Raw genomic sequence first — 21,899 nt, forward strand, 5'->3', positions numbered from 1 at the left:
AAAGCGATTCAAAATGAATCGCTTTTTTTATATCTAAATTAAATTTAAAAATTAATCTTCCTTTTCTTCCGATTGCTTTACAACGCCATTAACCATTGTGTTGGCGTTTGCACGAATTTCGGTATGGCGAATTTCACCACCGGAAGTTCCAACTTTTTGCACCAAAAACAATCCGGTAGTTGCCACACCCAGTATCAAAAAGGAAAGTAGCTTTGATTTTGCATTATTTTTATAGTTCAAATATAAACCTGCAAGCGACAATCCAGCCAAAACATAAAGCAATATGGCTAATTTTTCAGCCAATTCTTCGTGCTCGTGAATAATCTGTTTTCCTATATTCGGCATATCTTCAACCAATTCCTCTGCTCCCTCCCCGGTTCCCATACTAAATGCTCCGAAAATAGCGGCGACAATGAACAATACATAGGAAGTATTTATCAATGTTTTATTCTTCAAAATCAGTCCAACAATTAAAATACCAAATCCAAAAATGGTTCCAATAATTGGAAAATGGTTTACTACCATGTGTAAATGTGCATCGTTCATAATATTAATAATTAAAGTTTTTAATAAATTTCATTAGTTAAATTGTAGTAGCTATCTACATTGTGCATTATATTATTCAAACCTTCTTTTATGCCGCCAAAGAAACTCCAATTAGAGAACCTATTCCATAAGTGATTGCGGCGGCAGCCAATCCAAATGCCACTTGTCTAAAACCTGAAAACAAAATACTTTTTCCTGTCAACAATGTAATAGCCGCCCCAATCCCAAAAAGACCAACTACACTGCTTGCAATACTCAGTAAAATGGCATTTTTCCCATCCAAGATCATAAAAGGATAAAGTGGAATAATTGCCCCTATAGAAAACAAAATAAAGGAAGCAATTGCCGCTTCCCAAGCTGAGCCCCCTAATTCTTCTTTGTCAATTCCCAATTCTTCGGTAATAATTGCATCAATGGCGGTTTGAGGATTTTCGAATGCTTTATCTGCAAGTTTTTGAGCTTCATCTGCATCCATTCCTTTAGCTTGATACAATAAAACAAGTTCTTTTTTCTCCTCTTCGGGAGAAGCTTCGAGTTCCTCTGTCTCCAGTTCTATCTGTCGTAGATTCAATTCTCTTGAACTTTGAACAGACAACCATTCCCCCAATGCCATTGAAATTGCGCCAGCTAATAAACCCGCGATACCCGTTAGTAAAATAGTACCATTAGAAACTGCTGCACCCGCAACTCCCATCACTAAGCTCATATTGGAAACCAGTCCATCATTGGAACCCAAAACGGCTGCTCTCAATGCATTTCCACCCACTGATTTATGTCTGCTTTCAAATTTGGACAACAAGCCTCCAGAAATGTTCAATGCCGAATTGTTATTTATGGCTTCAATAATATTAAGATGATTGTGTTCAAAGCCTGTCAGTTTCTCCCCTTTTTCAATTTTATTTTTTAATGTATTGATTGCAAATTGCTTTTCCACATTGGACAAACTACTAATAATCGAACTGTAACCAAACAGTTTACCCAATTTCAATTGAAACTTTGCTTTTGAAGAAGGAAATGGCATTTTGCATTTTGAGTCAAAAGTCAAAATTTTATCCAACATGTGCTTAGCATGTCCCTTTTCAATTGAAGCTAAGCTTTGTAACACTTTGGTTAAATTCTCATCTTCTTGAACTGCAGCAATACTTTCATATAAAAATGCAGTATCGACTTCTATCTGCAATTGCTCTTTGAGTTTCTTTAAATCCATAATTGGTTTTATTTAGTTTGCAATATCAAACACACCTTTGATCAAAATTTTTGAAGAAGCATTAAATTCACTATCTGGGAGTATCTCAACATATTTTTCGGTTTTTTCACCAATTGAAACTTTGACTTTTTTAAATGAATACTCTTTTTTGGAGCTATCTAATAAAAGTACGAAATTTTTATTACTTTCTGTTATTAAAGCTTCAATAGGGATTGCCAAACCTTTTTTTGTGTCCACCGATATTCCTGCCTCCACAAACATGCCTGTCAATAATTTCTGTTTTATATTATCTTCCAAATGTCCATGAACATTTATAGTTCTATCATTGCCTTCAATTGATTTTCCCACCAAATGGACTTCTGCGTTAAACACCTCTTTTGTTGCTTCAGGCACTGTAAACTCAATTTTTTGACCTTCCTTTATTTTTAAAATATCTTTTTCAAAAACAGCCAATTCCAAATGTAAATGTTGAGTGTCTACAATTTCCAATATTACATCAGAAGGTGCAATTGGCATACCCACATTAGCATTCATAATGACAATATCTCCTGAAATTGGTGAATAAATGGTAATCACAGAAGTTAATTTTCCTTTTTCGACTTGAGCAGGATTAATGTTGAGCATTAATAATTTTTCGCGCAAACTTTGATACATTGCTTTTGTTTTACGATAATCACTCTCTGCTTTCAAATAGTTTTTTTGTGAAGAAATTTTCTCGTCATACAATGTTTTTTGACGCTCGTATTCTGATTTCAGATAATTTATTTGTTCTGCGACTTCCAGATATTCTTTTTGAATATCCAAAAATTCTGTATTCTGTAAAGTCAACAAAGCTTGTCCCTTGGTCACTTTATCACCCACCAAAAGATGAGTTGACTTAACATATCCTCCAATAAAAGTGGTTATCTGGGCTCTATTTTGTGGAGGAACATCTATTTTTCCGGAACATTTGACAACAACTTTAAAATCCTGCTGAGTTGGTGAAGCGATTTGCATCCCCGAAGATTCAAATTGTTGTTTAGTTACCGTAATTAATCCATCATCCTTAGGTGTATCTTGAACTTTTTTTGCATCCTTACAAGAAAACAATAATGACGTAATTAAAAGGGGGTATATGATTCGTTTCATGTATGTAAAATTTAAAAATTAAGATATTGTAAGTCCAATTGGGTACTATTGAATTGCAAAACGGTATCAAGATGTTCAATCTGAATGGTTGTTGCATTTTCTAAGCTTTGAATATATTGAAAAAAGTCAATTTCACCCTGCTTATAACTCTTGTTGGCTACTTTGAGAATCTCCTGTGACAACTTTTTCCCGTATTGGTTATAGTAATTAATGGCTTCTTGATATTTTGTAAGTTCTTCATTTTTTTGCGCTATATAAGTATCAATTTTTAGTTCTTCGTTTTGTTTCTTTTGTTCCCAACTTTGTAATTCGAGCTGGGCAACTTTTGTTTTGGATACAGTCCCCGAAAATAAAATTGGAACTGCCAAACCTACCTGAAATCCATACAAAGATTGAGTTAATCCATTGTTTTTCCCTTGAAAATAATCAACATTGATATCAGGTAGCCAATTTTGTTTTCTTAGTTTCACTTGGTTTTCATAAACACCGGTTACATTATTCAAATAAGCATTGTAAAATGATTTGGCAGTCTCGCTTGTTGATTTTTCAAGTGGCTTAATTTGATTGTTTTTTATGATAACTTTTTCATCCGCCTGAATCAAAGAATATAAGATTTCATACTGCGCTCTTTTGTCGCTTTCAATTTGGGAAAGCTTCGACCTGATGTGTCTGAATTTCGATTCGGCCGTAATTTTCTCCAAATAATTGGTTTCTCCCAATTCAAACTTTCTTCCGCTTGCATTAGAAAAATTTTGGTACAAACTATCCAAATACACATACAATTTTTCTTGATTTTGCAAAAAAACAATGTGCTGATAAACTTTTGAAACCTCTAAGGAAAGCTTCATTTTTTGAATATCATAATTAGCTTTTTCTTTTTCGTATTCTGAATTGTAAACCTTTTTTTGAGCGCCATAAACAGTTGGGAATTCAAACTTTTGCTGTACTCCAAATACTTTTAACGGTACATTATTCAAGGCCAAATTATTCTGGTCGTAACTATAATACACATTGGTTTTATCAAAAGAATAAGCCGTTTTTGTATTCTCATCCATTCGTTGAACTTGAAGTTGAGCCGCTTTTATCCCTTTGTTGTTTGCCATGGCTTTTGATACCAAAGTGTCTAATTCCGGGTTAGTGTTTTGAGAAAACGCCAATGAAGTACTCAACAACATTAATATAATTAGACTCGATTTATTGTGCAATTTGAATTTTGGTTTTTTACTTTCTTTTTCATCCATGACCTTATACAAAATTGGCAAAACGATCATTGTTAATATTGTTGCCGTGAAAAGCCCACCAATAACAACCGTTGCTAGTGGTTTCTGAACTTCGGCTCCTGCAGAAGAAGAAATAGCCATTGGTAAGAAACCTAAAGCCGCCGCTGCTGCTGTTAATAAAACTGGACGCAATCTGTCTGTCGTTCCTTTTAAAATCAATTCATCTAAATCTGTCATTCCTTTATGTTTGAGTTCTTTAAAATGCTCGATAAGCACTATCCCGTTCAGCACTGCGATTCCGAAGAGGGCAATGAACCCAACTCCTGCCGAAATACTGAAAGGCAAATCGCGAATCCACAAAAACAATATTCCCCCAACAGCCGAAAGCGGTATCGCCGAATAGACCATCATGGCTTCTTTAATCGAACCAAAAGCAAAATGCAACAGTATAAATATCAATACCAAAGCAATAGGAACGGCAATAGTCAAACGGGCTTTGGCACTATTTAAGTTTTCAAATTGTCCTCCATACTTTACGTAATAGCCTGAAGGTAATTTTATCTTGGTATCTACAATTTTTTGAATATCTGTCACTACGCTTTGCAAATCTCGATTTCTAACGTTTACTCCTACAACAATCCTTCTGTTAGTATTATCTCTTGAAATTTTGGCAGGACCTTCAGTATATTCAATTTTGGCCAATTCACTCAACGGAATTTGTTGTCCATTAGGCACCGAAACATACAAATTTCTCAAATCCTCAATATCATGACGATTGGCCTCATCCAAACGAACCACCATGTCAAAACGTTTTTCTCCTTCAAAAACATTTCCAACAGTTTTCCCTGCAAAACTCAATGCAATCATATCATTTAGATCTGAAATATTGAGTCCATATCTTGCAATTTTCGATCGATCATATTGCACATACATTTGTGGCAATCCAGCTGTTTTTTCGATAATAACGTCCGAAGCTCCTTCAACGTTTTTGATTGCTCTTTCTATTTCATGGGCTTTTTCTGCTAAAATATTCAAGTCTTCACCAAAAACTTTAATGGCTACATCCGAACGTGTACCGGATACCAATTCGTTGAATCTCATTTCGATTGGTTGTGTAAACTCAACTTCCATATTTGGAATCTGGGCTGTAATAGCCGCTTTTATCTTATCTGCCAATTCATCTTTACTCGAAGCTGAAACCCATTCTTCTTTAGGTTTCAATTTCACAATAACATCGCTTTCCTCCATAGACATCGGGTCTGTCGGAACTTCCGCGGCCCCAATTCTACTCACAACCTGAAGTACTTCGGGAAAATTTTTCAAAATAATTTTTTCAATTTTTGTAGTCGTGGCGATTGTTTTAGTCAAAGACGTACCTGTTTTTAATACGGGCTGAATCACAAAATCTCCCTCATCAAGCGTTGGAATAAACTCACCTCCCATAGTAGAAAACAATGCGATGGCAAAAACCAAAAGGGCTACTGAACCATAAAGCACTTTTTTGGTATTCTGCAAGGCCCAAGTAATTACTGGAACATACCAAGAATTTAATTTTTGAATCAGCCTGGAGGATATTGAATTTGGATTTTCCTTTGTGGGTTTCAAAAACAAAGAAGATACCACTGGAACATAGGTAAAACAAAAAATCATAGCTCCCAATAATGCAAAACTGAAAGTCATAGCCATCGGTTTAAACATTTTTCCTTCAATTCCTGTCAAAGAAAGAATAGGAATGAATACAATTAAAATGATAAGTTGTCCGAAAATAGCAGAATTCATCATTTTGGAAGCGCTTTTATAAGTAATTTGATCAATTTCCAATTGTCTGTCTTCTTTAGTCAAAGTAGCCAAATTTGCCGATTTACTGGCTATTTGAAAAGCAATAAATTCCACTATTATTACAGCTCCATCAATGATTATCCCAAAATCTATAGCTCCCAAACTCATCAAGTTGGCATCAATACCAAAAACATTCATAAATGAAATAGCAAACAGCAAACACAATGGTATTACCGAAGCAACCACCAAGCCCGAACGCCAATTCCCCAGCAAAAGAACCACAACAAAAATTACAATAAGACAACCCAAAATTAAATTTTCGGCAACAGTGAAAGTGGTTTTCCCTACCAATTCGCTGCGTTCCAAGAAACCATTGATATAAACGCCTTTTGGCAATGTTTTTTGAATTTGGGCCACTCTTTCTTTTACAGCACTAATCACTTGTTTCGAATTGGCATCTTTTAACATCATTACCTGACCGAGAACTTTTTCTCCCTCTCCATTACCGGTAATGGCTCCAAAACGATTGGCGTGACTAAAGCGAACTTGAGCTACATTTTTGATGTAAATAGGAATACCGTTAGTATTACTTACCACAATATTTTCGATATCTTCTATTGAATTAACCTTTCCTTCACCACGAATAAAATAACTTTGATTTACTTTTTCGATATAGGCACCACCTGCAATACTATTGTTTTTTTCCAAAGCAGTAAAAACATCTCTCATAGCCACATTCATCGCTTTCAAACGAGATGGAACAATGGCAATTTCATACTGTTTTAAAAAACCTCCCCAAGTATTAATCTCAACAACTCCTTTTATTCCTGATAATTGTCGTTTCACGACCCAATCCTGAAGTGTACGTAAATCGGTAACCGAATATTGTTTTTTGTATTCTGGTTTTACCTCCAATGTATATTGATAAATTTCACCCAATCCTGTTGTAATTGGCCCCATCTCTGGAACTCCAAAACCTTGTGGAATTTTTTCGGAAGCAGATTTCAACTTTTCTGCAATCAATTGTCTTGGCAGGTAAGTACCAATATTATCGTTAAAGACAATAGTCACAACTGATAAACCAAATTTTGATATCGACCGAATCTCTTCAACACCAGGTAAGTTTGCCATTTCAATTTCGACAGGATACGTAATAAACTGCTCAATATCTTGTGTGGAAAGGTTTCGTGAAGTTGTAATCACCTGTACTTGATTATTGGTTACATCAGGTACAGCTCCAATAGAAATTTGGAAAACCGAAAACAATCCAAATCCCAATACCGAAGCCGTAAAAAGTAAAACAACTGCTTTATTTTTTAAACTGAAAGCGATAATTTTTTCTAACATTTTAACCTTATTATTTATTGAGTATAAAATTACACCTTAAAAATAAGGAAAAACTTAAGAACAAATTAAAACAAGCTTAGCAACACCTTAAATAGAAGTGATTTAAATAAAATGTTTTGTTTGGACTTATAACCTTAAGAATGAACTAATAGCAACCAAAAAATGCTTAATAACTTCAGTTAAAAATCAAAATTACTGTAGTTCCTTTATTTAGCTCACTTTCAATTTTGAATTCAACATCTAATAATTGTGTTATTCGTTCAACAATAGAAAGTCCTAAACCGGATCCTTTAATTTCAGGATGAAATGTTGGATTTGATCTAAAAAACGGATTCACAATTTTATCCAAATCTGTTGCAGGGATTCCCATTCCACTATCCGAGATAGAACAAATGGTTTTCGAACCGCTTTTGGAAATATTTATCGAAATTTTGCCATTATCATAGGAATATTTTATGGCATTCGAAATTAAATTACTGATAATTGTCGAGACCAAATAGTTATCGGATTTAACAAAATAATCTTTTGAAAAATCATACGAAACCTGAAGCTTTTTATCATTTATTTTATTTGAATACAAAGAAAGAACGTCAAGAATTATAGCATTCAAATAAATCTTTTCTATTCGTAAACTTTGTTTCTGATTTTCGAATCGAGCCAATAAAAGCAATTGATCGACCAAATTATTCAAACGATTTACCTCCGAAATACTGAAATTAATTTTCTCTTCATATTCAGCTTGACTTCTTGGTTTGCGTACCAAAACTTCCAGAGTCCCTTTTAAAACCGTCAAAGGAGTTCTCAACTCGTGGGAAGCATCGGACGTGAATTGCTTTTCTCTTTCGACTGCATTTTCTATTCGATCCAATAAATCATTAATTGTTTTCGAAAGCACAAATAATTCATCCTTATTTTGAGGCAAAATTATTCTGTCTTTCAGATTGTCTTTTGTTATTCTGCTTGAGGTTTCGGTAATTAGCGTTACTGGTTTTATACTGCGCCCAGCAATGAGTCTGGCTATAAAAAACAAGAGTACTAAAATTAATGGGAAAGCTATAAAAAGTGTATTTCTAAGATTGGTCAAGATTAATGTAGCTTCATCCAAGGACATCGCGACAAAAAGATATCCCACTTTTTTATGTTTATCAAAAAGCGGAATTTGGATTTGCCTGATTGGTTTTTTATTCAAATAGGAATCCACAAATTGATTGTCTTTAGTGTGTTTGTGCAACTTAAGCTGTAATCCTTTAAGATTGGGGGACTTATCAATTAATTTGTTTTTATTATCTAAAAACTGAACAAAAACAGGATTTACATTCACTCTATTATTGTCGCTTTCTCTCCATTGATCAACCTGAATCAGATAGGCGTTATTATCATCCATTTCAATCTGTTCCAAATATTCACTGGATTCTTCTAAAATATCATCATTAATATGTTTGTTGATACTGTATAAAGTGATTCCATATATAGTACAAAACACTACCGATATCAATAGTGCTGTACTGAGAATATAATTAAAAGCAATTCTGTTTTTATAGGATAATAAATACATTAATTTAATTTATATCGTTTGCTATGTACCCGACACCTCGAATGGTTTTTATAAGATCTTCTTCTTTACTTAAATTGAGTTTTTTTCGGATAGCATTCATAAAAACATCGATTACTCCTGTATCGTACTCAAAATGTATATCCCAAACATCATTAATAATTTCATTTCTTGTACACACTTTACCTTTATTTTTTATCAAGTAATTAAGTAACTCGTACTCTCTTTGTGTAAGCGAAACTTCTATGTCATTTGCTGTCACTTGATGTTTGGACGGGGTAATTTTAATTTTTCCAAGCGTAAGCACTTCATTTTGGTTTTCATTTCTAAAATGAATTTTGATACGTTCTACCAATTCATCAAAACTAAATGGTTTTTTGATATAATCATTGGCTCCAGCTTTCAGACCTTCAATTGTTTCCTGAATGGTATCTTTGGCGGTTAAAAACAAAATAGGTGTTTTCGAATCTTCTTTTCGGATTTCTTTACATACGTCAATTCCTAACATTTGAGGTAAAATCCAATCCAGCAAAATAATATCCACTTTTTGGTTAATAGCACTTTCGAGTCCTGATTTTCCATCATTCGCTACTACTACTTCATAGCCTTCCTCTTCCAAACCTTGTTTTAGAAAATTAGCAATTCCAATTTCATCTTCTACAATTAAAATTTTCATATTTTATTGAAACACAAATTTAAATCCAATAGTACCAATATTTGCAGTTAAACCGTCACTTCTCACATAATGATTGAACCTGAAATCTATATTTTTTAATCCAAAAGAAAATATCTGGGCTTTTGTAAAAAGATCAGTATATGAAACTCCAAAACCATATTGATTAGCCGAAAACGTTGACAAATCAAAATCAGAAGTATAAAATTGCTCTGTTGACAAATGCGTCTGATAAGGAGCAAAATACTTGGCTTGGGTTTGTGTATAATAACGATACATAGGGTAAGCAGTGAATTTATCTGAAATTTTTACTGGTATTTCTATGTTAAAGGTATGAGCTTTTAGATCCCAATCATCAGTATAATACCTATAATATGTTCTAACAATAAAATGTTCATTAATATAATAATTGAAACGGGCACCAATAGGCAACTTAAAACGATTATCGGGAAGCCTTTCAATATCGTCAGCCAGCTCGTAAACACCGACATTACTTGGACTCGTATACTCGTTTATATATTGTGGCTGACCAATGTAATAATGCGATTTATCAGCAAAATAGGTTCTGTGGTATGGGGTTGACAATAAACCTTGTTGCTGCAATACATCAAAAAACACCGAAAACTGGAAGTTTTTTGTCAGCACTTGAGAAAAAGCGAATGAAGCCGAATAAGAATTCCTGTTAACAGAACTAATGGTTTCAAACTTGGAAGGTAAATAATCTTTTGAAGGCTGACCATTTTGATCCAAAATAGTTACACCATTGAGATATCCTTGGTTTTGAAAATTTGATCCGTAAAGGGAATATTCATGAAGCTCTGTTGGATAAATTGGTCTCCACTGATCGAGATAAACATTACCTTTCAAACTTACTTCTGTGTTTTTATCATTAAAAAGCTTGGTAACTCCACCGCCAAAACCAACTGATGTATAATCGAATTCATTAGAAAAGGAAACATCTCCATTCCAAATAAAATTTCGATCGTCACTGTTATGTGTATAAGTGGCTACTGCCGATAATAACTGGTCACTTTTTGAAGCTCCAGATGAGGCTAACCAAGGAGTTGGATTGCTAAAATTAGTTCCATTATCATCATCACCACCAGATGATCCAGAGGCACCAGTAGAAGTGGAATTAAATGGATTGATATTACTGGATGAAGCCGATGAATATGCTGACAAACCTAAATCTACAGTTAATACATCATCATCATTCAATGGCATAGCAACGGTAATATTGGTAGCAAAATCATTCAACTTTTCAGAACCTATTCCTCCTGAAACTGCAGAATGGATCCCATCTTGATCATAATAACTGGCCAAAAAATCAACTTCGGTACTTTCTAAAACTCTCTTTTTAAATACAACGGTTGAATCTTTCTCTTGCCCGTAAGAAATAGAAGCTATTAAGAAGAGAAAAAGAAATAATACTTTTATAATTTTCATTTTGGGTACTTTATTAGATAAAAAGCTTCTAAGATTCTTAGTCGCTGAGATTCTATGTTAATGTTAATATTTATGCTTTTTATTTTATCTTTTTAATTTCATGCTTAAATCTGAGACACTTAGCGTCTTAGATTCTTAGCAACTAAAAAACTAATTACAACCGCAACCTCCACCCGATTTACCTCCATTAGCTCCAGCCGCAGCCTCTCTATACACCTGAAAAGTAGTCTCATACCGTTCTGTTGTCTTTGCTCCCAATTTCATCTCAGGATCATTGATATTCACTTTTTGGTATTCTTTAACCGAATTACAGGACTGTAAAACAATGACCATTATTACTAATACAACTTTCTTCATGCTACTTTTATTTATTGTATTTCTTAATATCTATACCTTTTGACGCAAAGATTTTACCTTTATCATCAACAATAATACATTCAATTCCTTTGAGTTGATTGACTAAATCCAAACCTACATCAACCCCCAAAACAAAAATTCCCGTTGCCAGAGCATCTGCAATTTCGGTTTGTTTGGCAAATACGGATACACTTACAACCCCCATAGCCGGATAACCCGTTCTAGGATCTATAATATGTGAATATCTTTTCCCGTCAAAAATGACGAACTTCTCATAACTTCCCGATGTTTCTACTGCACTGTTTTCCAACGGGAAAGTGGCAAAAATTTTATTTTTGTTCAATGGATTCACTATTCCAACAGTCCAAGGTTTTCCATTAGGCTGTGTACCCCAGGCAAAAATATCGCCAGAAACATTTACCAATCCAGAATTACAACCTTTTGACATCAACAAAACATGAATTTTATCGGCAATGTAGCCCTGACCTATACCTCCAAGACCTAATTTCATTCCTTCCATTTTCAAGAAAATGGTATGCTCCTTTTTGTCTAAAATAATATTCTTATAACCAATTTTTTCTACCGATTTCTTAATGGCTTCCGGTGTTGGCATTTCTTTCATAGAACCATCAAACTTCCAAATTTTATCCATGGAAGCATAGGAAATATCAAATGCTCCAGATGTAATTTCCGAAACTTTAATTGCTCTTTCCACCAAATCAAAGACTTCAACAGGCACTTTTACAGGTTTTATCCCAGCGTTTCTGCTGACTTCTGAAATGGGAGTTGTTGGAATCCAATCCGAGATTTCATTTTCAATTCTTCTTACTTCACCAACCGCCATGTTGATGTAAATATTGGCTTCAGTAGTATCTTTGGCCACAACCGTCATCTCAAATGGGCTGCCCAACATTGATAATTTTCGCTTATGGATTATTTGTGCAAAGGATGAGAATGCAGCAAACAAAAAAACAAGAGATAGTATTTTTTTCATTATTTTTCGAATGAATGAATGAGTTTAATATAGTCTTGTGCAGAGACATTTTTGAAACCTGTAATTCCAAGTACTTTTCCTTTTTTATCCAAAAGCAAGACCAATGGAAAACTACCGTTCTTATTGTATTTTTCAGCTAATTTATTATTGCTTTCTGTTAATTCTGGTGAAAGTTGATTGGCTTTTTTCTTTGGAAAATCCGCTTTATAAACAACCCAATTTTTATCGGATTCGGCTTGAAATTCGGGTGATTGCCAAACTACTTTATCCAATTTTATGCAAGGGCCACACCAATCTGAACCAGAGAAAACCAGCAAAATGTTTTTATTTTCTTTTTCGGCTTTTACTTTTACATCTTCAAAGTTGGTATTCCAATTTTGGGAATAACCAACGCTTACTGTAATTAACAAAAAGAAAGTGATTATGGATTTCATATGTCTAAAATTTATTTATCAGTAGTTTATATAGTATTCACTTTTGTCTATTGCATTTATCTCGCAATGTTTTACTTTCCAAAAAGGAATTTATTTTACAAAAATAACTCAAATAGTTTCGTTTAATTGCATGAATAAATGGGTCTTAAGCCAAATTTAAGAATCAAAGAATTGTTAAATAAATACCATTTTAGATTCATTTCTGTACTTTTGCAAAAAAATAATACTTTATGAATTTTTTAAAAAAGTTTTCCCCTTTTTATAACCTTGCTCTTTTTTATATCCTTGTAAGCTTTGTTTTAAGAATTGTTTTGGTCTTCCATCCCATTACACAAACCTCTTTTTCTTTTATCGATAGTTTGAAAATCTTTTCAATGGGATTGATTTCGGACACTTTTGTGTTTGTGATAGCAACCGGTTTTTTATGGCTGTACCTTATTTTTATATCCAATTCAAAATATTATAAGCCTTATGGTTATATTATATTTGGATTCTTGGTGGCATTATTGTTTTATGTTGCATCGGGAAAAACAATTCTGAATGAATATGGTGGAGCGTTGCCAAAAATTGGGATGATTTTTGTGGGTATCAAGACTTTGCTTTTTGGTTTGTTGCTTTTTTTACCAAAATACAGAAGCAAAATCAGATTTTGGTTATTCACTTTTGTGATGTTTTTATATGTTGTCCTTATTCTTCAAAACGGGATTAGTGAATACTTCTTCTGGAATGAATTTGGGGTTAAATATAATTTCATAGCCGTAAATTATTTGGTTTACACCAATGAAGTAATCGGAAATATCATGGAATCTTACCCTGTAATTCCTTTGTTTTCGGCATTATTTCTAATAGCGGGTACAGTAACTTATTTTATTGTCAAAAGAACGAGAAACTACATTGATGACATTCCAACTTTTAATGATAAATTAAAATTATCTGCAATATATCTAGCCTTATTTGGTGTTTCCTTGTTGGCAGTTCCTTATTTAGCCAAAAAAGAAAATTCCCAAAATGTATTTGCCAATGAACTACAGTCAAATGGGATGTACCGTTTTTACTTGGCCTTTATGAACAGTGAATTGGATTATTTTAAATTTTATAAAACAATGCCCGAAAATGAAGCTTTTGCTTTGCTGGACAAACAAATACCTTCTATATCTGGGATATCGACCATAAGACAAATACAAAGCAACACGGCTGAAAATACTAAAAATGTAGTTTTAATCACTATTGAAAGTTACAGTGCTGATTTTATGAAAGCATACGGAAACAAGCAAAATATCACTCCATTCCTAGATAGTATTGCTCAAAAAAGTTTGTTGTTTACCAATTTATACGCTGTTGGAAACAGAACCGTTCGTGGTCTTGAAGCAGTAACTTTATGCTTTCCTCCTACTGCCGGAGAAAGTGTAGTAAAAAGGGAGGACAACAAAAACAAATTCTCTACTGGAGCTCTTTTTAAACAAAAAGGATACAATGTGAAATTTCTTTACGGAGGAGATGCCTTTTTTGATAATATGGAAGATTTCTTTTCTGGAAATGGTTATGACATTGTCGATAAAAAATCATTTACACCCGAAGAAGTTACTTTTGCCAATATTTGGGGCGTTTGTGACGAGGACATGGCCAATAAAGCCATAAAAGTGATGAATGAAGAAGCTAAAACAGGTAAACCCTTTTTTAATCACTGGATGACCGTGAGTAATCACCGTCCTTTTACTTATCCTAACGATAAAATTGATATTCCTGGCGACGCAAAATCTCGCGACGGTGGCGTAAAATATACGGATTACGCTTTGAGAAAATTCTTTGCAATGGCGAGCAAACAACCTTGGTTCAAAAATACCGTGTTTGTAATACTTGCCGATCACTGTGCTTCGAGTGCTGGAAAAACTGAACTTCCTGTTGATAAATACAGAATCCCGGCCATGATTTATAGCCCAGGTTTTATTGAGCCCCAAAAGTATACTAATGTAATGTCTCAAATAGACGTTATGCCGACGCTTTTTGGATTATTGCATTTTAATTACCAAAGTAAATTTTACGGACAGGATGTTTTGAAATCCGATTATAAACCAAGAGCATTGATTGCAACTTATCAGGATTTGGGATTAATAAAAGACAATGTTTTGACTATACTTTCTCCAAAACAAACCGTAAAACAGTTTCAATTGACTTTGAAACCGGATCAAAAAACAGCTTCAGACTTTCAAATTTATTACGATCAAATTCCTTTGACCAACAAGAGAACTGATCTTATAAACGAAACCATATCTTATTATCAAACGGCTTCGGACATATTGAAGAAAAAGAAATACCAAGTGATTGTTGATTAAATTTCAATCATTCAGAAATAGAAAAGCCTGTAAAACTAAAAATTTACAGGCTTTTCTATTTATTTAAGGCTACATACTAATTAAAAATCATTCTCACTTTCCAAACCAAAAAGTTTTCCGGTTTTCCAAAGTTTTAAATCATTTTTTAAATTCTTTTTATGGCGATTGGTCAATTCTTTAGAATCTAATCCATCCAAATCTGGTTTTCCTGCATTGACCCAAGCAGTGTACCAAAAATTAGCCGTTGAAACAATTGCTTTTCTCATCTGGCTCTCCACCATTCCATTCAAGGCAGTATGGAATTGAGCTACATATTCTTTAGAATATATTAAATCTCCAAACTTGTTTTTGGCAATATTTCCTTTCTCATCCTTGTTATACAGGGTCTCTGGAGTAAAGGTTGCGCGAAGTTTTCTATCAATTAATAAAAGAGGCTCTACTTGACTGTGGGAGTCTTTTAGCATATCCCAAGTTGCTTTTTCAACATTATCAACATACTTGGCTTCTCCAGTATAGTAATTATAATTTTTTCCAAACATTTCCGGAATACGAGATTCAAACATAGAATGAATTCCTTTTTGATTGGTAAGCTGTCCGTCATGGTTGGCAGAAGTATGCAATGGCATGTTTGCATCACCTATGTAATGGGCCAAATCAGCAGCCAAAAACAAAATTTCAGTTTTTCTTTTGTCTTTCATTGCTTTTGTCAATTTGGTCATTACTTCCTGAATATACCAAGGCAGAATACCATTATCGGCTAAAAATTTCTCATCGTACTTTTTCTTTGCTTCTTCAAAAGGCAACGGAATAGATTCTACGTCACCAAAATTCTCCAAATCCATAAAATGGCGTGGATTTTCGGCTTTATCACGTAAAGTATATTTACGCAAATCCGGAACAGTTGATTCCTGGGTAATAAAATCTAGGTGATTGTAAAAAAAAGTCTGCATTGGCTTTGGCAAGGCCATAACTGCTGCATTATTAATATGCTCATGACCAAAAATACCCCAAGACAAAGTAATAAAAGCAACACCAATTGCTGAAAAAGTAAGGACTGACTGTTTTAATTTAAAATTTTTCATTATATTTATTTAATTGAAATACAAAAGTATTTTTTTTAAAGATAAATTAAACAAATCAGGTTTAAATTTATGTTAATCCAAAGAAAATAAATTAAAATGTTTAGACATAAAGGCAGAAGCAGAACTTCTAAACATAATTTACGTCTCGCTACATTATTATCATTTGTAGCTGGTATCGTGAATGTAACGGGGGTTTTGTCCGTAAAAACATTGACTACCAATGTTACTGGACATTTCGCCTATTTTGCCGAAGAAGTAACTAAACACGATTACCAAGCTGCCATTGTATTTTTAATTTATACATTATTCTTTTTGGCGGGAGCATTCACATCCAATTTTCTAGCCGAATTGATTTCCAAAAAGAAACAAGAACTTTCCCATTTACCCTCAATAACAATTGAATTTCTTATTTTGGTTAGTTTGGGCCTTTTGGGCACACATTCAAATTTTTATTTATTGAATGGAAAATGGATTGCCTTCGGTCTTCTTTTTGCTATGGGAATCCAGAACGCTTTAGTGACCAAAATTTCGCAATCAACCGTCAGAACAACACACCTAACGGGACTCTTTACCGATTTAGGAATTGAATTATCACAATTGTTTTTTTATAAAAAACCAGAGGAAAGAAAAACGTTAAAAACCAGTATTTATCTAAGGCTGTCCATTATTTCATTCTTCTTTCTGGGATGTTTTATAGGCGGATTTATTTATGGCTATTTAGCACTTCAAACGCTATTGATTGCAGCTTTTTTTCTATTGGTCGCTCTTTATTATGACTATATTCGATTGCATTTTATCGCTATTAAACGAAAGAAAAAAACATTTTAGAACCCGTTGGGTGTAATTATTTTAAACACATAGAAACATAGAATTTATAGTTTTTAAAAGAACTTGATAGACGTTTTACTATTCACATAGCAATCTATGTTAAAAAATAGTGCCATTTCTATTCGTTCTTAAATGATTTGATAGTAAATCTATGTATCTATGTGGTTCATTTTTAAATTTAATTGAATTTCACCCAACAGGTATTTTAGAAATACAATATTGCCAATAAAGTCCCAACAGCAATACTCACCCAAAGCAACACACCTTGCAGCAAAGGCAATAATCCAACGGATTTCAAAACGGTACTATTCAGTCCTGCCCCAATCAAAAATAGAGTAACAGTAAGGCCTGTTTTTGCAATGGAAACCAAATGTGGAGCTACGCTCGCAACGGGAGAAAAATAAGTATTGCAAACCATAGCCAAAATAAACAATCCGATGAAGTAAGGAATCTTTACTTTGCTCTTTTTATTTTTAAAAACCACTGCTGTAATCAAGGCCACGGGAATAATCCACAAAGCTCTTGCCAATTTCACTGTTGTGGCCACTTGCAAGGCTTCTGCACCATACTTATTGGCCGCTCCAACTACAGAACTCGTATCGTGAATTGCGATAGCACACCACAAACCAAAATCGTTTTGAGACATATTCAACCAATGTCCCACCAATGGAAATACAAACAATGCAATCGAATTAAGAATGAATATAACACCTAAAGCCACCGAAGTCTGTTTTTCATCTGATTGAATTACGGGAGCGATTGCAGCAATGGCGCTTCCACCACAAATTGCCGTTCCGCAAGAAATAAGATGAGATGTTTTCTTCTGAATTTTAAACCATTTTCCCAATAAAGTGCCAAAAGTTATAGTTGCAACAATAGAACCAACCGTAAAAAAGAAACCTTCCTTTCCTGCAGTAACTGCACTATGGACATTCATACCAAACCCCAATCCAACTACCGAAACTTGCAGTAATATATTGGTCGCTTTATGATTTAAGTGCAAAAAAGGATGTCCCGATACATTGGCTATAACCAAACCTAATACTAAGGCGACAGGAGGAGAAATAATTGGGAATAAACAGAGAAGAAGTACCAAAACAAAGATGATTTGTCGCATCGTTGCATTGATTCTGATAAAATTTGATGTACTGACGCTATTGGTTTTCATTTCAATGGAGCATTTTATTAAAGCAAAGGTCATTATAAAACGCTAAGCACGCCAATCGTTATAAATAATCCACTATAACTTTAGATTATAATAACTTGAAATGTTTTTAATGAATAATTCAGAAAGAGAATCCGATTTCCCTTGTAAAGTAATAATGTAAAAATAACGTTCAATTGTCAAATTATTTACGTCAATAATTTGTAATTCCTTGTTTTTCAATTCCTTTTCGACAGCATGTATGGACATAAAAGCAACACAATTCGAATTCATCAAATAGGATTTGATGCTTTCAGTGCTTCCTAGTTGCATTTCAATCTGTAATTGGTCAATTTTGATATGGAAAGGTTTCAAGGCATATTCAATAACTTCAAGTGTTCCAGAACCTTGTTCTCGAACAAGAAAATGCAACGATTTAAGATCAGCTGGATCGATTTCTTTTCTTTTAACCAATGGATTATTGGTATTACAAACCAAAACCAGTTCATCCCTAATGAATTGAGTGTATTTTATGGATTGATTTTTGGATTGTCCTTCGACAATTCCAATTTCAATTTCTTTGTTTAATAAGGCATTTTCGATTTGCTCCGTATTGCCGTTAAGTAAATTCACTTTGACAGATTCCAGTTTTTGATGAAAACGAGCCAAAAGCGGCGGAATAATATACTGAGAAATCGTAGTACTCGCTCCCAATCGCAGCAAGCCTTTACGTTCATTGATAAACGTACTCATATCAAAGTCTATTTCCCTGTAAATCTCAAAGATGCTTTTGGTATGTTTCAATAACACTTCTCCAGCGTTAGTGAGTGCTATTTTCGAACCATTTCTTTCAAAAAGTTTGATCTTGTATTCCTCTTCCAATTCCTGAATATGCTTGGAAATTGCGGGTTGCGTGATGAATAATTCGGCAGCGGCTTTGGTAAAGCTCAATCGCGTAGCTACAGTGTAAAATACTTTTAGTCTAAAATCCATATTTGCTCTTTGAATTCTAATTTATTAGAAATCTATTCTATAAAATCAAAAAAAAATATAGAAGACTAATCTTCTATATTTTCTATTTCAATTTTTAAATTTTCTAAATGACGATTTATTATTGCCCAAACTATGGAATTATCAATACTGTCATAAGCGTGAACTAAACGATTACGAAAACCGATAATTTGTTTGTCATTTTCAATCACGATTTCAGATTCAACCTGTCTTAATTTATTTAAAGCCTCCCCAATAATAACCAATTGTCTTTCGACAGCACTTTGAGTTTTTTTGTCTTTATCATAAATATTGAAATCTGCAATATCAATAGTAAATTCGCGAATTAAGTGTATCGCCATTAAGACATCAGAAATATACTTTTTGCTCTTTTCCGTCATAAAGTAAATTTTTTGTGGTGTCTATATTTTTTCTAAGAATAGGATTTTTAATGGATGAATTAGTCAATAAATCAACTTTTCTTTGAAAAAATTCTTCGAGTTTATCCCAAATATCCATTAAGTTTTCTCCACGCTCAATTGGATCTTCGTTATCAATTTCGATTAATAAATCAATATCACTCGATTCATCATTGAAATTTTCAGTCACAGCAGAACCAAAAGCATAAATATTCTTAACATTATGACTTTTGCATAATGCTAAAAATTCAGCTAACTTCATTTGTATGGACTCTTTCATTTTCATAAAGCTAAGATAGTTTATTTTTTTGAAAGTTATCTACCAACTAATCACTAAGAACCATTAACTAATCACTCTGAAAAGCTACAACATCCCATTATACTTTCGAACAAACCATTCCGTAGAAAGGAAAACAGCGATCAAAACCAGTAACCATTTCCAATCAATCAAAGGAGATTTGGTCACAACATCTTTTTGAACGGCTTTGTATTCCTCATTCTCCAACAATGTTTTTATCAAAACATCGATTTGATTTGGGTAAAAATCCTTTCCTTTTGTTTGTGCTGCCAATTGTTTCATTTTTTGAACATCCGGGTTTACAAACTGCTTTTCAATATCAAAATCCAGGATTTCAAAATGCCCAGAATATGACGTTTTCGAATTCAGTTCCTTTACTGAGAAATTATAACTTCCCGCCAAAAGCCCGTCTAGATTCACTTTGTAGGTATTGTTTCCTTTCAAAAGGTCAAAGTTCTTCGTTTGCTTCGTCTTAACATTGGTAACTGCGATTGTCAAATTTGCTTTTTCATCAAAATCATAGTTCTTGTTGAAATATTGAGCAGTGATTTCGATAGCTTCACCAGAATTGTAAAAGCTTTCGTGATTGACAACCAATGATTTTTTAGCATTATTGGAAGCCAAATATTGTATAATCTTATTGATGAAAACATCATATTTCTCAAAGGATTGATTGTTGATATGACTTTGCAGACTCCATTTCCAACTGTTTTCCCCAAACAAATAAGCCGCTCTTTTCCCTTGATTCTCCGTAAAAGACAATAAAGGTGCCTTGGTATCAATATTTCTTATTTTGGCAGAAAGCAATATATTGACTTCCCCATTTGAGGTTATTGAACCATAATTATTCTGCAAAGGCGGTAAATTCTCAAAACCTAAATTATCCACTGCAAAAAGATTAAACTGCGAATCGAAATCGGCCAAATAGTCTTCTTCCTGACCGCTCATTTTAAAAACAAAATTGTTTTGCTCTTGGTTCAAAAATGTAAAATCGGTTGCAGTTCCCGTAATGATAAACGTATTCAAATTGGCTTTTTTATTTGCATCAAAAACCGATTTGAAAGCCGTAGTTGGCTGATATAAAATCAGCACATTGTAATCTTCCAAAGACTTCACCTCATTTGGTTTCAATAATACCACTTTATGTTGTAAATTCGATTCAATAGCTCTTTTGAAAACACCAATATCAGGATGATTGATAGCCGAAACAATAGCAACAGTCGTTTTTTGGTCAATAACTTCAACCGCAAAATTTTTGATGTTATTGAAAGTATTTTTTTCGCTTTCCTTCGATTCAATTTTAGCTTTATAAACTTGCAGTCCCACTTTATTTGCAGGCAAAAGTACATTTACGACAGCCGTTTTCTTTGATGGCGAGAATGAAACGCTTTCTTTATGCAACACTTCATTTCCTTGTGTGATACTAAAATTTGCAGTCACATTTTTATCCCCTGCATATTGCAAAAACACTTCAACCGGAAATTTATTCTTCAAGAATGCGTATCTATTAACGTTCAGCTGATTGATTTTTAAATCAAAAACTTTGGTCGTATCTCCTAAAATTAAAGGATACACTTTATTATTTTCATCAAAACTATAGACGTAATCATTGCCCGAAGTTTGATTCCCGTCGGTTATGATTACCGTTGGATAAAACGCATTTTTATAGATACTCTTCAAGTTTTTGGCAACCAAATCCAAATTGGTTTGATTTCCTTTAAAAGTCATACTATCCGATTGTCGAAAATCGGTATCAAAAAGATAGGATTGCACTTCAAATTTTTCCTGAATGGCATTATTTGAAGTTAGTTTTTTGGCTAATTCAGTTGCTTTCTCTTTGGCATTCAAAAAAGAAATAGAGCTTGAATTATCAACCACTATAGGAAATGGCGTTTTGATAATTTCAAGTTTGTTGGTTGTGATAATGGGATTTATCAAAAGCAACAAAATTGAAAAAATACTTAGAAAACGCAAAAAAGTCAAAAACAAATACACATTCGATTTGTTTTTGACTTTGTATAAATATTGAAAAAATGACAAGCAACCCGCTATTATTAAAGAAAGTAGAAGTAATAGAATCGTTCCTGCTGTCATATTTTTATATTTTAAACAATGAATTTTT

The 21,899-nt window shown here is 33.5% G+C and carries 18 protein-coding genes; 2 read left to right on the forward strand and 16 right to left on the reverse strand.

The window, feature by feature from the left end:
* Positions 1-51: 51 nt before the first annotated feature.
* The 10 genes from HQN62_RS12300 to HQN62_RS12345 all read right to left on the reverse strand — a co-directional run bounded on the left by HQN62_RS12300 (position 52) and on the right by HQN62_RS12345 (position 12,683).
* Complete coding sequence (locus HQN62_RS12300; protein ID WP_173504570.1) at positions 52-546, reverse strand: DUF2231 domain-containing protein; 495 nt, start codon at positions 544-546, stop codon at positions 52-54.
* An 88-nt stretch (positions 547-634) separates the two neighbouring features.
* On the reverse strand, positions 635-1,753 hold the full coding sequence (locus tag HQN62_RS12305; protein WP_173504571.1) for a VIT1/CCC1 transporter family protein: 1,119 nt from the start codon (positions 1,751-1,753) through the stop codon (positions 635-637).
* A 12-nt stretch (positions 1,754-1,765) separates the two neighbouring features.
* Positions 1,766-2,881 (reverse strand): efflux RND transporter periplasmic adaptor subunit, encoded by a 1,116-nt coding sequence (locus HQN62_RS12310; protein ID WP_173504572.1) that lies wholly within the window; start codon positions 2,879-2,881, stop codon positions 1,766-1,768.
* An 11-nt stretch (positions 2,882-2,892) separates the two neighbouring features.
* Complete coding sequence (locus HQN62_RS12315; protein WP_173504573.1) at positions 2,893-7,227, reverse strand: CusA/CzcA family heavy metal efflux RND transporter; 4,335 nt, start codon at positions 7,225-7,227, stop codon at positions 2,893-2,895.
* Positions 7,228-7,402: 175 nt separating this feature from the next.
* Positions 7,403-8,782 carry a sensor histidine kinase gene (locus HQN62_RS12320; RefSeq protein ID WP_116798066.1) on the reverse strand — a complete coding sequence of 460 codons (1,380 nt, stop codon included), beginning with the start codon at positions 8,780-8,782 and terminating at the stop codon, positions 7,403-7,405.
* Between the two features lie 4 nt (positions 8,783-8,786).
* Positions 8,787-9,455 (reverse strand): response regulator transcription factor, encoded by a 669-nt coding sequence (locus tag HQN62_RS12325; RefSeq protein WP_116798065.1) that lies wholly within the window; start codon positions 9,453-9,455, stop codon positions 8,787-8,789.
* 3 nt (positions 9,456-9,458) lie between these two features.
* A complete protein-coding gene (locus tag HQN62_RS12330) occupies positions 9,459-10,898 on the reverse strand; it encodes a DUF3570 domain-containing protein (RefSeq protein WP_173504574.1) in 1,440 nt (479 codons plus the stop codon).
* A gap of 150 nt (positions 10,899-11,048) precedes the next feature.
* Positions 11,049-11,255 carry a DUF4266 domain-containing protein gene (locus HQN62_RS12335; protein WP_116798063.1) on the reverse strand — a complete coding sequence of 69 codons (207 nt, stop codon included), beginning with the start codon at positions 11,253-11,255 and terminating at the stop codon, positions 11,049-11,051.
* Positions 11,256-11,262: 7 nt separating this feature from the next.
* Entirely contained in the window at positions 11,263-12,249 is a 987-nt protein-coding gene (locus HQN62_RS12340) for an FAD:protein FMN transferase (protein ID WP_173504575.1), read from the reverse strand.
* Positions 12,249-12,683 (reverse strand): thioredoxin family protein, encoded by a 435-nt coding sequence (locus tag HQN62_RS12345; RefSeq protein ID WP_173504576.1) that lies wholly within the window; start codon positions 12,681-12,683, stop codon positions 12,249-12,251. Before HQN62_RS12345 ends, HQN62_RS12340 begins: the two co-directional genes overlap by 1 nt.
* A 230-nt stretch (positions 12,684-12,913) precedes the next feature.
* On the opposite strand from HQN62_RS12345, the gene HQN62_RS12350 reads away from it, so the two are divergent.
* Positions 12,914-15,016: an LTA synthase family protein gene (locus HQN62_RS12350; protein WP_173504577.1), complete on the forward strand. Its 2,103-nt coding sequence runs from the start codon at positions 12,914-12,916 to the stop codon at positions 15,014-15,016.
* An 80-nt stretch (positions 15,017-15,096) separates the two neighbouring features.
* Here HQN62_RS12350 and HQN62_RS12355 read toward each other — a convergent pair whose 3' ends face one another.
* Positions 15,097-16,098 (reverse strand): zinc dependent phospholipase C family protein, encoded by a 1,002-nt coding sequence (locus tag HQN62_RS12355; protein WP_173504578.1) that lies wholly within the window; start codon positions 16,096-16,098, stop codon positions 15,097-15,099.
* Positions 16,099-16,194: 96 nt separating this feature from the next.
* Between HQN62_RS12355 and HQN62_RS12360 the strand changes: the two genes are divergently transcribed.
* Complete coding sequence (locus HQN62_RS12360; protein ID WP_173504579.1) at positions 16,195-16,926, forward strand: YoaK family protein; 732 nt, start codon at positions 16,195-16,197, stop codon at positions 16,924-16,926.
* Positions 16,927-17,131: 205 nt separating this feature from the next.
* Here HQN62_RS12360 and HQN62_RS12365 read toward each other — a convergent pair whose 3' ends face one another.
* From HQN62_RS12365 to HQN62_RS12385, 5 genes are all read right to left on the reverse strand, one after another.
* On the reverse strand, positions 17,132-18,094 hold the full coding sequence (locus tag HQN62_RS12365) for a YeiH family protein (protein WP_173504580.1): 963 nt from the start codon (positions 18,092-18,094) through the stop codon (positions 17,132-17,134).
* 72 nt (positions 18,095-18,166) lie between these two features.
* Entirely contained in the window at positions 18,167-19,063 is an 897-nt protein-coding gene (locus tag HQN62_RS12370) for a LysR family transcriptional regulator (RefSeq protein ID WP_173504581.1), read from the reverse strand.
* Between the two features lie 65 nt (positions 19,064-19,128).
* A complete protein-coding gene (locus HQN62_RS12375; RefSeq protein WP_116798055.1) occupies positions 19,129-19,461 on the reverse strand; it encodes a HepT-like ribonuclease domain-containing protein in 333 nt (110 codons plus the stop codon).
* The gene (locus tag HQN62_RS12380; RefSeq protein WP_254454436.1) at positions 19,430-19,759 is read right to left on the reverse strand and encodes a nucleotidyltransferase family protein; all 330 of its coding nucleotides are present in this window, start codon (positions 19,757-19,759) and stop codon (positions 19,430-19,432) included. The genes HQN62_RS12375 and HQN62_RS12380 overlap by 32 nt, the downstream gene beginning before the upstream one ends.
* 84 nt (positions 19,760-19,843) lie before the next feature.
* Positions 19,844-21,871: a hypothetical protein gene (locus HQN62_RS12385; RefSeq protein ID WP_173504582.1), complete on the reverse strand. Its 2,028-nt coding sequence runs from the start codon at positions 21,869-21,871 to the stop codon at positions 19,844-19,846.
* Between the last annotated feature and the right edge of the window lie 28 nt (positions 21,872-21,899).

Source organism: Flavobacterium sp. M31R6 (genome assembly GCF_013284035.1).
Taxonomy (GTDB): Bacteria; Bacteroidota; Bacteroidia; order Flavobacteriales; family Flavobacteriaceae; genus Flavobacterium.

Coding starts and splice junctions, on each gene's coding strand:
- HQN62_RS12300 (WP_173504570.1), bottom strand. CDS start 546: ATGAACGATGCACATTTACACATGGTAGTAAACCATTTTCCAATTATT.
- HQN62_RS12305 (WP_173504571.1), bottom strand. CDS start 1,753: ATGGATTTAAAGAAACTCAAAGAGCAATTGCAGATAGAAGTCGATACT.
- HQN62_RS12310 (WP_173504572.1), bottom strand. CDS start 2,881: ATGAAACGAATCATATACCCCCTTTTAATTACGTCATTATTGTTTTCT.
- HQN62_RS12315 (WP_173504573.1), bottom strand. CDS start 7,227: ATGTTAGAAAAAATTATCGCTTTCAGTTTAAAAAATAAAGCAGTTGTT.
- HQN62_RS12320 (WP_116798066.1), bottom strand. CDS start 8,782: ATGTATTTATTATCCTATAAAAACAGAATTGCTTTTAATTATATTCTC.
- HQN62_RS12325 (WP_116798065.1), bottom strand. CDS start 9,455: ATGAAAATTTTAATTGTAGAAGATGAAATTGGAATTGCTAATTTTCTA.
- HQN62_RS12330 (WP_173504574.1), bottom strand. CDS start 10,898: ATGAAAATTATAAAAGTATTATTTCTTTTTCTCTTCTTAATAGCTTCT.
- HQN62_RS12335 (WP_116798063.1), bottom strand. CDS start 11,255: ATGAAGAAAGTTGTATTAGTAATAATGGTCATTGTTTTACAGTCCTGT.
- HQN62_RS12340 (WP_173504575.1), bottom strand. CDS start 12,249: ATGAAAAAAATACTATCTCTTGTTTTTTTGTTTGCTGCATTCTCATCC.
- HQN62_RS12345 (WP_173504576.1), bottom strand. CDS start 12,683: ATGAAATCCATAATCACTTTCTTTTTGTTAATTACAGTAAGCGTTGGT.
- HQN62_RS12350 (WP_173504577.1), top strand. CDS start 12,914: ATGAATTTTTTAAAAAAGTTTTCCCCTTTTTATAACCTTGCTCTTTTT.
- HQN62_RS12355 (WP_173504578.1), bottom strand. CDS start 16,098: ATGAAAAATTTTAAATTAAAACAGTCAGTCCTTACTTTTTCAGCAATT.
- HQN62_RS12360 (WP_173504579.1), top strand. CDS start 16,195: ATGTTTAGACATAAAGGCAGAAGCAGAACTTCTAAACATAATTTACGT.
- HQN62_RS12365 (WP_173504580.1), bottom strand. CDS start 18,094: ATGAAAACCAATAGCGTCAGTACATCAAATTTTATCAGAATCAATGCA.
- HQN62_RS12370 (WP_173504581.1), bottom strand. CDS start 19,063: ATGGATTTTAGACTAAAAGTATTTTACACTGTAGCTACGCGATTGAGC.
- HQN62_RS12375 (WP_116798055.1), bottom strand. CDS start 19,461: ATGACGGAAAAGAGCAAAAAGTATATTTCTGATGTCTTAATGGCGATA.
- HQN62_RS12380 (WP_254454436.1), bottom strand. CDS start 19,759: ATGAAAGAGTCCATACAAATGAAGTTAGCTGAATTTTTAGCATTATGC.
- HQN62_RS12385 (WP_173504582.1), bottom strand. CDS start 21,871: ATGACAGCAGGAACGATTCTATTACTTCTACTTTCTTTAATAATAGCG.